The sequence below is a fragment of the Ramlibacter cellulosilyticus genome (genome assembly GCF_014297465.1).
GTDB classification, from domain to species: domain Bacteria; phylum Pseudomonadota; class Gammaproteobacteria; order Burkholderiales; family Burkholderiaceae_C; genus Ramlibacter; species Ramlibacter cellulosilyticus.
The window spans coordinates 275,632-286,708 of sequence record NZ_JACORT010000006.1 but is presented as its reverse complement, the minus strand read 5'-3'; the positions used below and the strand labels follow the sequence as shown (position 1 = coordinate 286,708).

Sequence of the window (11,077 nt, the reverse complement as noted above, 5' to 3'; positions counted from 1 at the left end):
TTCAAGGAATGGACCTGCTCGACCGCCACGACGTGCTCCTGCTCGCGGAGCTTCAGCGCGATTCCCGCCAGACCGTGCAGCAGCTCGCCGACGCCGTCGGCCTCTCCAGCACGCCGTGCTGGAAGCGCGTGAAGGAGATGGAGGCCGCCGGCATCATCCGCGGCTACACCGCGCTGGTGGACCGCGAGAAGGTCGGCCTCACGCTCGCGGTGCTGGCCGAGGTGAACCTCACGCGCCACAACGAGGACGACGTGCGCCGCTTCGAGGAAGCCGTCGCCGCGTCGCCGCAGATCGTCTCCTGCTATGCGACCACGGGCCAGGCCGATTACGTGCTCAAGGTGCTGGTGCCGGACATCAAGAGCTACGAAGCCTTCCTCCACGAGACGGCGTTCAAGCTGCCGGGCGTGACGCACGTGCGCTCGAGTGTCGTGCTGAAGGAGGTGAAGGCGGAGACGCGGCTGCCTCTGCAGCCGGAGAAGCCCTCGACGGCAGCGCGGCGCCGCCCCCGCTGACGACGCGGTCTCCCACGGCGCGCTGAAATCCTCTATCATCGACCGATCGGTCGGTAAAAAGAAGCCGCCCAGGAGACGCCATGTACACGCAAGCCATGGACACGCAGGGCAAGGATCCCGCGTCCCGCCAGAAGCCCGTGCGGTCCGCCGAGGACCTGCAGAAGGAAGAGCACTTCGAGGCGCGCATCGCCGCCGGCGAGTTCATCGAGCCCAAGGACTGGATGCCGGACCACTACCGCAAGACGCTGGTGCGGCAGATCAGCCAGCATGCGCATTCGGAGATCGTCGGCATGCTGCCGGAGGGCAACTGGATCTCGCGCGCGCCGACGCTCAAGCGCAAGGCGATCCTGCTCGCCAAGGTGCAGGACGAGGGCGGCCACGGCCTCTACCTCTATTCGGCGGCCGAGACGCTCGGCACCTCGCGCGACCAGATGCTGGAAGCGCTGCACACGGGCAAGGCGAAGTACAGCTCCATCTTCAACTACCCCACGCTGACCTGGGCCGACGTGGGCGTCATCGGCTGGCTGGTGGACGGCGCGGCGATCATGAACCAGGTGCCGATCTGCCGCTGCTCGTACGGGCCCTATGCGCGGGCCATGATCCGCATCTGCAAGGAAGAGAGCTTCCACCAGCGCCAGGGCTACGAGAGCCTGCTCACCATGATGGAGAAGGGCACCGATGCGCAGCGCGCGATGGTGCAGGACGCGGTGAACCGCTGGTGGTGGCCCTCGATCATGATGTTCGGCCCGCCGGACGACCAGTCGCCGAACACGGCGCAGTCGATGCGCTGGGGCATCAAGCGCGTCTCCAACGACGAATTGCGCCAGCGCTTCGTGGACGCAACCGTCGAACAGGCGAAGGTTCTGGGCGTCACGCTGCCCGACCCCGAGCTGAAGTGGAACGAGGAGCGCCAGCACAACGACTTCGGCGCCATCGACTGGAACGAGTTCTGGAACGTCATCGCCGGCAACGGCCCGTGCAACCGCGAACGCCTCGCCGCGCGGGTGGATGCGTGGGAAGACGGCGAGTGGGTGCGCGAGGCCGCGTTGGCTTTCGCGCGCAAGCAGGCCCCTGAAGAGAAGGTGGCTTGAATGAAGGGGAAGAACGCAGAGGTCGCGGAGATGACGCAGAGGTCGCAGAGAACATCCTTCAAAGGTCTTCTCTGCGACCTCTGCGAAATCTCTGCGACCTCTGCGTTCTTCTTTCCAAACCAGCAACGGGACCCGAGATGACCGACGTGAAGCAAGAGTGGCCGCTGTGGGAAGTGTTCGTTCGCAGCCGGTCCGGCCTGGACCACAAGCACTGCGGCAGCCTGCATGCCGCGGACGCGAAGATGGCGATCCAGATGGCGCGGGATGTCTACACGCGCCGGCAGGAAGGGACGAGCGTGTGGGTGGTGCGGTCGGACCATATCGTGGCCAGCGACCCGGGCGAGAAGGGCATGTACTTCGACCCGATGGAAGACAAGGTGTACCGCCACCCGACCTTCTACCAGCTGCCCGAATCCGTGGACCACATGTGATGCAAGCCTCCATCCAGGTCAGCGCGCGCCCCGAGGTGCAGTACCTGCTGCGCATCGGGGACACCGCCCTCATCCTCGGCCAGCGCCTGGGCGAGTGGACCGGCCACGCGCCGGTGCTGGAGGAGGACATCGCCCTCGCCAACATGGCGCTGGACCTCATCGGCCAGTGCCGCGCCGTGCTCACGCACGCGGGCGCGCTCGAAGGCGCGGGGCACGACGAGGACCAGCTCGCCTTCCTGCGCGACGAGCGCGACTACCGCAACGTCACGCTGGTGGAGCTGCCGCGCGGAGACTTCGCCGTCACGGTGGTGCGCAACGCGATGATGGCGACCTTCTTCAAGCTGCTGTGGCAGCGCCTTGCCGGATCGCGCGACGCGGAGCTGGCAGCGATCGCCGGCAAGGCCGTGAAGGAAGCGCGCTACCACCAGCAGCACGCGGCCGACTGGCTGGTACGCCTGGCGGGCGGGACCGAGGAATCGCGGCGCCGCATCGACAAGGCCGTGGCGCAGCTCTGGATCTACCACGCCGAACTGTTCGCCGACGACGAGGTCGACGCGCACGCCGACGAGAGCGGCCTCGGTCCGCGCTGGAGCGCCTTGAAGGAGGGCTGGTTCGCCGAGATGGGCGAGATCTTCGCGGAAGCCGGGCTGACCATGCCGCCGGCGGTGTCCTTCCTCAGCACCGGCAAGCGCGGCGTGCACAGCGAGCACATGGGCTTCATCCTCGCGGAGATGCAGCAGCTGCAGCGCGCCTACCCTGGGGGCGTGTGGTGACACGCACCGAGCGCGCCTGGGACGTCCTGGGCGGCGTGCTCGACCCGGAAGTGCCGGCCCTGTCCGTGCGCGACCTCGGCATCGTGCGCGACGTGATCGACCACGGCGAGGAGCTGGAAGTCGTACTCACGCCGACGTATTCCGGCTGCCCGGCGACGGAGGTGATCGAGGAGAGCGTGCTCTCCGCGCTGCGCGAGCAGGGCCTCGGCCCCGCACGCGCCACCTTGCGCCGCGCGCCTGCGTGGACCACCGACTGGATCAGCCAGGACGGCAAGCGCAAGCTGCGCGAGTACGGGATCGCGCCTCCCGTCATCCCCGCGGAGGCGGGGACCCAGGGCGTCCGGCTGTTCCGGCGCAAGCCGGAAAGCGTCTCCTGTCCGCGGTGCGGCAGCCTCGCTACCGAGCAGAGCTCCGCCTTCGGCTCCACCGCCTGCAAGTCCCTCTACCGCTGCCTCGCCTGCCGCGAGCCCTTCGAGTACTTCAAGCCGCTATGAGCGTCATGTTCCACCCGCTGCGCGTGCGCGCCGTCCAGCCCGATACGTCCGAGGCCGTGATCGTCTCCTTCGATGTTCCCGAGGACCTGCGCCCCGTCTTCGGCTTCACGCAGGGCCAGTACCTCACGCTGCGCAAGGAGATCGAGGGGCAGGACCTGCGCCGCTCCTATTCCATCTGCGCCGGCGTCGACGACGGCGAGCTGCGCGTCGGCGTGCGCAAGGTGGCCGGCGGCGTGTTCTCCAACTGGATCAACGAGCACCTGAAGCCCGGCGACACGATCAACGTCATGGCCCCGCAGGGACGCTTCTTCGTGCCGATCGAGCCGCAGGCCCGCCGGCACCATCTCGGCATCGCCGGCGGCAGCGGCATCACGCCCATCCTCTCCATCATGAAGACGGTGCTGGCACGCGAGCCGCACAGCCGCTTCACGCTGGTCTACGGCAACCGCAAGCTGCGCTCCACCATGTTCAAGGAGGAGCTCGACGACCTCAAGGACAAGTACCTCACGCGCCTCGTGGTCCACCACGTGTTCTCCGACGAGCACACGGAGATGGACATCAACAGCGGCGTGATGGACCGCCGCAAGATCGGCGAGTTCCTGCAGGCGCTGGTGCCGGCCGGGGCGATCGACCATGCCTTCATCTGCGGGCCCTTCCAGATGAACGACGAGGCCGAGGCGGCGCTGCTCGCCGCCGGCGTGCCGGAAGACCGCATCCACATCGAGCGCTTCGGCATCGCGCAGCAGGCGGCGGGGCAGGTGGGCGCGATCGTGCACCAGGCGCAGCCCGGCGACGCGGCGAAGGCGCGCATCACCATCATCCGCGACGGCCGCCAGCGCGAGATCGCCTTCAGCCGCGAGCAGCCCAGCATCCTGGACGCCGCGTCGGCCGCCGGCATGGAAGTGCCGTACTCCTGCACTTCCGGCGTCTGCGGCACCTGCCGCGCCAAGCTGGTGGAAGGCAGCGTGCGCATGGAGCGCAACTTCGCCCTGGACAAGAAGGAGGTCGCCGCCGGCTTCATCCTCACCTGCCAGGCGCACCCCACCACCGAGCGCGTGGTGCTCTCCTTCGACGAGCGCTAGGGCAATGGTGGCCCCCACGCTTGCCACTTCGTGGACTGCGCTGCCCCCCGGGGGGGCTTCAGCCGCCTGGGGGCGGCCCGGCGGCGGCTGATGGGACGCGGACGCCACGCCGGCTACGAGGACCAGCGCGGGATGATCCTCGCGCAGGCAGCGGCGCTGTTCGCGCGCGGCGGCTATCCGGGCACGTCGATGAACCAGGTAGCGGAGGCCTGCGGGCTCTCCAAGGCCACGCTCTACCACTACTACCGCGACAAGTACGAACTGCTGGTCCACATCACCGAGGAGCACGTGAACCGGCTGCAGGCGATCGTCGGCGATGCGCTCGCCGAGGAAGACGCGCCGGCGGGACAGATGCGCGCCCTGATCCGCCGCCTGGTGGAGGAATACGCGAACGCGCAGAACGAGCATCGCGTGCTGACGGAGGACGTGAAGTTCCTCGCGCCGGAAGACCGCGACCGCATCCTCGGCAAAGAACGCGAGATGGTCGCCGCGTTCGCGCGCGTGGTCGCCGCCTTGCGGCCGGACCTGCGGGAAGCGGCGATGACGAAGCCGCTCACCATGCTGCTGTTCGGAATGGTGAACTGGATGTTCACGTGGATGCGGCCGGAAGGGGCGCTGGCGTACGAGGACATGGCGCCGGTGGTGGCGGACCTGTTCCTGGGCGGGCTGGAGAAGGTGCAGGTGCCGCTGAAGGCCGCGACGGTGTGAGTTTGCTGGGGTCGCTGCGCGAACCCAGCCTACGCATGCACGTCGCCGCGTAGGCTGGCCCTGTCCTGAATTTCGTGTGTGAGGCATAAAGTGACCAACTCTGGAGCTCAATATGCCGAGCAGAACGAAGCAGAAGAACGCGGAGATCGCCGCCAGGAGCGCGGCGCTTCCGAAGATTCCCAAGGAACTGATTGATCAGTTCGTCTCGGGTCCGATGACCGGTGAGGCGGTGAACGCTGCCACGATGGCGTTCAAGAAGGCGCTGATCGAGCGCGCCTTGGGCGCAGAACTGGGCCACCACTTGGGCCAGCCGCCGGCGGAGGAGGAAACCGCCGCCAACCACCGCAACGGCACCAGTCCCAAGACGGTGCTGACTGGAGAAGGGTCGGTGCGGGTGGACATTCCGCGCGACCGCAACGGCAGCTTCGAGCCGCTGCTGATCCCCAAGCACGAGCGGCGCTTCACCGGCTTTGACGACAAGATCATTGCGATGTACGCGCGCGGCATGACCATGCGCGAGATCCAGGGCTTCCTGCTGGAGTCCTACGGCGTGGAAGTGTCGCCGGAGTTCATCAGCTCGGTCACCGAGGCGGTGATGGCCGAAGTCACCGCCTGGCAGTCGCGCCCGCTGGAGCCGATGTACCCGGTGGTCTTCTTCGACGCGCTGCGGGTGAAGATCAAGGAAGACGCGGTGGTTCGCAACAAGGCGATCTATCTGGCCTTGGGCGTGCAGCGCGACGGCAGCCGCGACATCCTGGGCCTGTGGATCGAGGGCAGCGAGGGCGCCAAGTTCTGGATGAAGGTGTTCAACGACTTGAGGACGCGCGGAGTCAACGACATTCTCATCGCGGTCACCGACGGCCTCAAAGGTATGCCGGAGGCGCTGGGGGCTGTGTTTCCGGCCACGACGCTGCAGACCTGCATCGTGCATCTGATCCGCAACAGCCTGGAGTTCGCCAGCTGGAAAGACCGCAGGACCATGGCCAGGGCGCTTAGACCGATCTACACGGCTGCCACCGCAGAAGCTGCCCTGGCGCAACTGGATGCCTTTGAACGCGGGGCGTGGGGCCAGAAATTCCCCACCGCAGTAGCGGCCTGGCGGCGAGCCTGGGACCACGTGATCCCGTTCTTTGCATTCCCCCCGGACATTCGCCGGGTGATCTACACGACCAATGCGATCGAAAGCGTGCACGCGCGGCTGCGCAAGATCATCAAGAGCCGCGGGCACTTCCCCAGCGACGACGCCGCATCCAAACTGATCTGGCTGGCGCTCAAGAACATCACGGCCGATTGGGGCCGAGCTGCAAAGGAGTGGAAGGACGCCATGAACCAGTTCGCGATCCTTTATGAAGATCGCTTCACGAAAGTTGCCGCATAACATGCGACACCGACTTGCCCACCGCGTCGGTCGTTCGTCGCAAGCGACGCCCGCCGCCCTGGATAAGTCTCAGGGCCTCACACACAAAAATTCAGACAACCCCGGGTCGCTGCGCGAACCCAGCCTACGCATGCACGTCGCCGCGTAGGCTGGGTTCGCGCAGCGACCCCAGCAACGGCTCCCACTCGGCCCCGGCCGCTGCCTCGACCCGCAAGCCCCCCAGCTCCATCCACTCGCAATGCAGCCACAGCCGCGACACTCCCAGCCACTGCGCGACCGCGCGGTTGTGCGCGCCCTTGCCATGCGTCGTGTCCCCCACCAGCGGATGCGCGATGTGCTTGAAGTGCCGCCGGATCTGGTGCCGGCGCCCCGTGAGCGGCTCCACTTCCATCAGCGCGTAGCGGCTTGTCGCATGACGCGCATCCACCTGGAAGGGCCAGTCGAAGCAGGCGAGCCGCCGGTAGCGCGTGGCCGCCGCGAGCCGCTCCTGCCCCGTCGAAGGCAACTCTGGATCGCGAGCGAGCGGCTGCGCGATCTCGCCCGCCGCATCGGGCCAGCCGCGCACCAGGGCGAGATAGCGCTTGGCGACGCGCCCCTCGGCGAACGCGAGTCCCCACTCGCGTGCGGCGTCCGCATCGCGCGCGAACAGCAGCACGCCGCTCGTGGCCTTGTCCAGGCGGTGCAAGGGCCAGAGGCGTTCGCCGAGCTGGTCGCGCAGCAGCTGCAGCGCCGTGCGTTCCTCCTGCGCATCCAGGCCGCTGGGGTGCACCAGCAATCCCGCGGGCTTGTCGATGGCGACGAGCCTGTCATCGAGGTGCAATACGCGAAGGGGAGAATCGATCATCGGGAAGCTGCAACCAATCGTAGGATGATTCCCACAGGAACGGTGGAGAAGCCTGTGGACAAGCAGGTGAGCAAGTGCGCGGAGCCGCGCCGGCATTGGGTTTGGACGCGGTGACCATTCCGCGAGCAGCACCGTCACACCCGCGAAATGTCCTCTTGACAGTGCCGCATGTTAGGGTCGCGGCCATGAAAAGGTTGCGGTGGACGCTCTCCGTGTTGTGCTATGTCGGCTTGCTTGCGGCGTGCAGCGAGAAAGCCCCCGACGGCCAACTGCGCATCGCCACCGACGACCCCGCCGTGCTCGCCACGGGCCAGGCCGTCTACGCGCAGCATTGCGCGGCGTGCCACGGCGCGAAGCGCGAAGGCCAGCCCCGCTGGCGCGAACGCGATGCCTCCGGCCGCCTGCCTGCTCCGCCGCACGATGCCAGCGGCCACACCTGGCACCACCCGGACCAGGTGCTGTTCGACATCACCAAGCACGGCGTCGCGAAGGCGGCGAAGCTCCCGGGCTACGAATCCGCGATGCCCGCCTACGCCGGCGTGTTGAGCGATGCGGAGATCGTCGCGGTGCTCGCCTGGATCCGCTCCACGTGGCCGCCGGACATCCGGCGGCAGCAGGAGGAAGTGAACGCGCAGGCCTTGCGCAACGCCGCTACGCGTTAGCCGATGCGGCGGGCTGCACCACCGTCGGCGTCGGGGCGTGCTGCGCATGCGCGGACGCGGGCGGCGTGGCTTCCGGCGCTTCGCGCGCGAGCTCGAAGAGACGGAACGCCGGCTCGTCCGGACGGCTGCGCAGCAGCAGCGGCCGGGCGACATTGAACACCGGCACGCCGTTGATGGTCTTCGCTTCCAGCGTGCCGCGGTGCGCGTGCCCGTGGAACACGGCATCGACGGGGTAGCGCAGCAGGGGTTCCTCGAGGCGGCTGCTGCCGAGGAAGGGGAAGATCTCCACCGGTTCCCCCGCCACGGTTCCGGCAATGGGCGAGTAGTGCAGCAGCGCGATCTTGCGCGGGGTGCGCAGCTTGGCGAGCGCGGATTCGAGCTTCATCGCCTCGTGCAGCGCCTCCTGCACGAACATCTTGATCGCGGGCTCGCCCCACGCGCCGAGCGAGCCGCGGCCGAACCCGCCGGCGAAGCCCTTGATGCCGGCGATGCCCACGCCCTCGATCTCGCAGGCTTCGCCATCGAGCACGCGCACGCCGGCCTTGGTGAGTGCTTCCACCACGACCTCCGGCGTGCCCGACTCGAAGTCGTGGTTGCCCAGCACCGCGACGATGGGAACCTTCACCACCGACAGCTCTTCGGCGAGCACGTGCGCTTCTTCGGCCGTGCCGTAGTCCGTGAGGTCGCCGCAAAGAAGCAAGGCGTCCGCCGCCTCCGCGGCCTGCGCGAACAGCGCGCGCAGTGTCCCCCCCGCATCCTTGGTGACGTGGAGGTCGCCGACGGCGGCGAAACGGACGGTGCTGGCGGACTTGGCCATGGAAACTTTCCGGATGAGACGTCCGCCATACTGCCGCGACACGGGGCTGACGCGTGTAGGCCGGTACTGACGTTGCGTGAGGTTCCCTGTCCCTCCCCGATGGCGCGTCGGCCGAGATGAAGGAAGAGCACCTTTGCGTAATGTGGGACGCATGTGTTCCACCATCCCGCTCGCACCGTCGCTGGAGGAAGAGGTCGCCCCCCTCACGGCGGAGTTCTATCGCCGCGCGCTGCGCGTGCTGGTGGACGCCGACGTGCCCTTCCTCGTGGGCGGCGCCTTCGCGCACGCCTGCTTCACCGGCATCCGGCGTTCCACCAAGGACCTCGACCTGTTCATCCGCCGCGAGGACTATGACCGCGTGGCCGCGCTCATGCAGGCCGAAGGCTGGCGCAACGAGATGCCTTACCCGCACTGGCTCGCCAAGGTCTACGCGGGCGAGGACTTCATCGACCTGATCTTCAACTCGGGCAACGGCCTCACCCCGGTGGACGACGCCTGGTTCCACGACAACGCGCAGGCCGAGATCCTCGGCGTGCCGGTGCGCGTGGCGAACATGGAAGACGGGCTGCTGTCCAAGTCCTTCATCATGGAACGCGAGCGCTACGACGGCGCCGACGTGGCGCACACGATCCAGGCGAACGCCGAACGCATCGACTGGGACCGGCTCGTGGAGCGCTTCGGCCCGCACTGGCGCGTGCTGCTCGCGCACCTCACGCTGTTCGGCTTCATCTACCCCGGCGAGCGGGACCGCATCCCGGCCTGGGTGATGCAGCACCTGATGCGCAAGCTCGCGGACGAGACGCAGCACCCGCCCGAGGAAGACCTGCGCATCTGCGGCGGCACGCTGCTGTCGCGCGAGCAGTACCTGCACGACGTGGAGAACCTCGGCTACGTGGACGGGCGCCTGACGCCGGTCAGCACGATGACGCCCGACGACGTGCGCACGTGGACCGAAGCGATCCCCGCGCGGCAGGCCGCCGCGGCCGAAGCCGCCGAAGCCGCGGAGCGACCGGCCTGCGAACTCGCGCCCCTGGGCATCGCCCTCGAGCCGCGCATCCCGCCCTTCGCCTGATCCGCGTCAGCGGATGAACTTGCCGCCCGCGTCCACCATCGTGATCTCCACGAAGCTGGACCCGTGGCGCCGGTGCTCGCCCCAGGCGAGGCGGTAGCCGCCGAGGTCCAGGTCCGGCAGCTTCTCCAGCGTCGCCTGCACCGCTGCGGCGGTCGGCTTCGGCCCGGCGCGGCGCAGCACTTCCACCAGCACGGACGCATTCAGGTAGCCCCACATGCGGTCGTAGGTCGGCGCGAGGCCCGCGGCGCTCACCGCCGCGCCGAACCTGCGCGTAAGGGGCGTCACCTGCCGCATGGGGTACGGCACGACCTGCGTGAACGCCATGCCGCGCGCCACCGGACCCAGTTGCTCCAGCAGCGCCGACGTCCCGGCGAGCGACAGCGCATAGACGGGAACGCGGGCGCCCGGGGGCAGCGCCTTCATGAAGCCCAGCACCGCGGCGCCGCCCGCGAGCAGCAGCACGGCCTGCGGCTCCGCCTTCGCCACGGCCGCCGTCGCGGCGAGTGCGTTGGAACCATCGGGCTCCACCGCCACCTTGGCCGCCAGCGCTACCTGGTGCTCCGCGGCGACGGCATCGATCTGGGGCAGCATGAAGCGCCCGAGCTCGTTGTTCTGGTAGGCGACCGCGAGCTTGCGCGTGTTGAGCGTCGCCAGCGTGCGCACCATCGCGGCGATCTCGTCGCGCAGGCTCGCCGTGGTGGTGAACAGCCAGGGGTGCGGCTCCTTGCGCACGATGTCCGCGCCGTTGTAGATGCCCAGGAGCGGCACGCGGCGTTCGTCCAGCAGGGGCAGCGTGCGCACGAGGCCCGGGACGAATGCATAGCCGAACAGGCTCGCGACGCCCTCGTCCAGCAGCTTCTGCGTGAGTTCCGCGGTGCGCGCGGGCTGGGCGGCGTCGTCCAGCGTGACGAGTTCCACGGGCGCGCCGTGCACGCCGCCCTGCGCATTCACGGCATCGATCATCAGCTTCTGCCCCTCGGCGATCGGCCGCACCACCGGTCCCAGCGGCCCGGTGAGCGGCAGGCACTGGCCGATGCGGATCGGTGCCGGCGCGGCTGCGCGCGCGCGCGCGAAAGGCAGCGCGCATGCCGCGGCCAGGAGGCTGCGGCGGGCGAGCAGGGCTGGCTGGTCTTGGCGGCGGGTTCCCAACATGGACGTCTCCTCTCGTGCTTAGGGAGCGACCGTACGGCAGCCTAGGTGGGCCGCTTCCCAC

The 11,077-nt window shown here is 68.5% G+C and carries 13 protein-coding genes; 10 read left to right on the top strand and 3 right to left on the bottom strand.

Features of this window, described 5'->3' with window-relative positions; genetic code table 11:
- The first annotated feature begins 8 nt into the window (after window positions 1-8).
- The 8 genes from H8N03_RS15945 (at window position 9) to H8N03_RS15910 (ending at window position 6,469) form a co-directional block, all read left to right on the top strand.
- Window positions 9-512 carry an Lrp/AsnC family transcriptional regulator gene (locus tag H8N03_RS15945; protein ID WP_187077182.1) on the top strand — a complete coding sequence of 168 codons (504 nt, stop codon included), beginning with the start codon at window positions 9-11 and terminating at the stop codon, window positions 510-512.
- A gap of 80 nt (window positions 513-592) precedes the next feature.
- Window positions 593-1,603 carry a 1,2-phenylacetyl-CoA epoxidase subunit PaaA gene (gene paaA, locus H8N03_RS15940; RefSeq protein WP_187077181.1) on the top strand — a complete coding sequence of 337 codons (1,011 nt, stop codon included), beginning with the start codon at window positions 593-595 and terminating at the stop codon, window positions 1,601-1,603.
- Window positions 1,604-1,740: 137 nt separating this feature from the next.
- On the top strand, window positions 1,741-2,034 hold the full coding sequence (paaB, locus tag H8N03_RS15935; protein WP_187077180.1) for a 1,2-phenylacetyl-CoA epoxidase subunit PaaB: 294 nt from the start codon (window positions 1,741-1,743) through the stop codon (window positions 2,032-2,034).
- Complete coding sequence (gene paaC, locus H8N03_RS15930; RefSeq protein WP_187077179.1) at window positions 2,034-2,807, top strand: 1,2-phenylacetyl-CoA epoxidase subunit PaaC; 774 nt, start codon at window positions 2,034-2,036, stop codon at window positions 2,805-2,807. The genes paaB and paaC overlap by 1 nt, the downstream gene beginning before the upstream one ends.
- Entirely contained in the window at window positions 2,801-3,301 is a 501-nt protein-coding gene (paaD, locus tag H8N03_RS15925; RefSeq protein WP_187077178.1) for a 1,2-phenylacetyl-CoA epoxidase subunit PaaD, read from the top strand. The genes paaC and paaD overlap by 7 nt, the downstream gene beginning before the upstream one ends.
- Window positions 3,298-4,383, top strand: a complete 1,086-nt coding sequence (paaE, locus tag H8N03_RS15920) for a 1,2-phenylacetyl-CoA epoxidase subunit PaaE (protein WP_187077177.1) — start codon at window positions 3,298-3,300, stop codon at window positions 4,381-4,383. Before paaD ends, paaE begins: the two co-directional genes overlap by 4 nt.
- A gap of 90 nt (window positions 4,384-4,473) precedes the next feature.
- The gene (locus H8N03_RS15915; RefSeq protein ID WP_187077176.1) at window positions 4,474-5,091 is read left to right on the top strand and encodes a TetR/AcrR family transcriptional regulator; all 618 of its coding nucleotides are present in this window, start codon (window positions 4,474-4,476) and stop codon (window positions 5,089-5,091) included.
- Between the two features lie 112 nt (window positions 5,092-5,203).
- Window positions 5,204-6,469: an IS256 family transposase gene (locus H8N03_RS15910; protein WP_187077175.1), complete on the top strand. Its 1,266-nt coding sequence runs from the start codon at window positions 5,204-5,206 to the stop codon at window positions 6,467-6,469.
- Between the two features lie 124 nt (window positions 6,470-6,593).
- Here the strand turns inward: H8N03_RS15910 and H8N03_RS15905 are convergent, their stop codons facing one another.
- Window positions 6,594-7,289, bottom strand: a complete 696-nt coding sequence (locus H8N03_RS15905; RefSeq protein ID WP_255428237.1) for a pseudouridine synthase — start codon at window positions 7,287-7,289, stop codon at window positions 6,594-6,596.
- Between the two features lie 209 nt (window positions 7,290-7,498).
- Between H8N03_RS15905 and H8N03_RS15900 the strand changes: the two genes are divergently transcribed.
- Window positions 7,499-7,975: a c-type cytochrome gene (locus H8N03_RS15900; protein WP_187077173.1), complete on the top strand. Its 477-nt coding sequence runs from the start codon at window positions 7,499-7,501 to the stop codon at window positions 7,973-7,975.
- On the opposite strand, the gene H8N03_RS15895 is transcribed toward H8N03_RS15900, so the two are convergent.
- Window positions 7,965-8,792, bottom strand: a complete 828-nt coding sequence (locus tag H8N03_RS15895; RefSeq protein WP_187077172.1) for a metallophosphoesterase family protein — start codon at window positions 8,790-8,792, stop codon at window positions 7,965-7,967. The genes H8N03_RS15900 and H8N03_RS15895 overlap by 11 nt on opposite strands.
- 151 nt (window positions 8,793-8,943) lie before the next feature.
- Here H8N03_RS15895 and H8N03_RS15890 point away from each other — a divergent pair, with 151 nt between their 5' ends.
- On the top strand, window positions 8,944-9,864 hold the full coding sequence (locus H8N03_RS15890) for a nucleotidyltransferase (RefSeq protein ID WP_187077171.1): 921 nt from the start codon (window positions 8,944-8,946) through the stop codon (window positions 9,862-9,864).
- Between the two features lie 6 nt (window positions 9,865-9,870).
- Here H8N03_RS15890 and H8N03_RS15885 read toward each other — a convergent pair whose 3' ends face one another.
- Complete coding sequence (locus tag H8N03_RS15885) at window positions 9,871-11,016, bottom strand: ABC transporter substrate-binding protein (protein ID WP_187077170.1); 1,146 nt, start codon at window positions 11,014-11,016, stop codon at window positions 9,871-9,873.
- Between the last annotated feature and the right edge of the window lie 61 nt (window positions 11,017-11,077).

Excerpts from the sequence above, each read along its gene's own strand:
- paaB (WP_187077180.1), top strand. The coding sequence starts at position 1,741 with ATGACCGACGTGAAGCAAGAGTGGCCGCTGTGGGAAGTGTTCGTTCGC.
- H8N03_RS15895 (WP_187077172.1), bottom strand. The coding sequence starts at position 8,792 with ATGGCCAAGTCCGCCAGCACCGTCCGTTTCGCCGCCGTCGGCGACCTC.
- paaA (WP_187077181.1), top strand. The coding sequence starts at position 593 with ATGTACACGCAAGCCATGGACACGCAGGGCAAGGATCCCGCGTCCCGC.
- H8N03_RS15900 (WP_187077173.1), top strand. The coding sequence starts at position 7,499 with ATGAAAAGGTTGCGGTGGACGCTCTCCGTGTTGTGCTATGTCGGCTTG.
- H8N03_RS15915 (WP_187077176.1), top strand. The coding sequence starts at position 4,474 with ATGGGACGCGGACGCCACGCCGGCTACGAGGACCAGCGCGGGATGATC.
- H8N03_RS15945 (WP_187077182.1), top strand. The coding sequence starts at position 9 with ATGGACCTGCTCGACCGCCACGACGTGCTCCTGCTCGCGGAGCTTCAG.
- H8N03_RS15910 (WP_187077175.1), top strand. The coding sequence starts at position 5,204 with ATGCCGAGCAGAACGAAGCAGAAGAACGCGGAGATCGCCGCCAGGAGC.
- paaE (WP_187077177.1), top strand. The coding sequence starts at position 3,298 with ATGAGCGTCATGTTCCACCCGCTGCGCGTGCGCGCCGTCCAGCCCGAT.
- H8N03_RS15890 (WP_187077171.1), top strand. The coding sequence starts at position 8,944 with ATGTGTTCCACCATCCCGCTCGCACCGTCGCTGGAGGAAGAGGTCGCC.
- paaC (WP_187077179.1), top strand. The coding sequence starts at position 2,034 with ATGCAAGCCTCCATCCAGGTCAGCGCGCGCCCCGAGGTGCAGTACCTG.
- H8N03_RS15885 (WP_187077170.1), bottom strand. The coding sequence starts at position 11,016 with ATGTTGGGAACCCGCCGCCAAGACCAGCCAGCCCTGCTCGCCCGCCGC.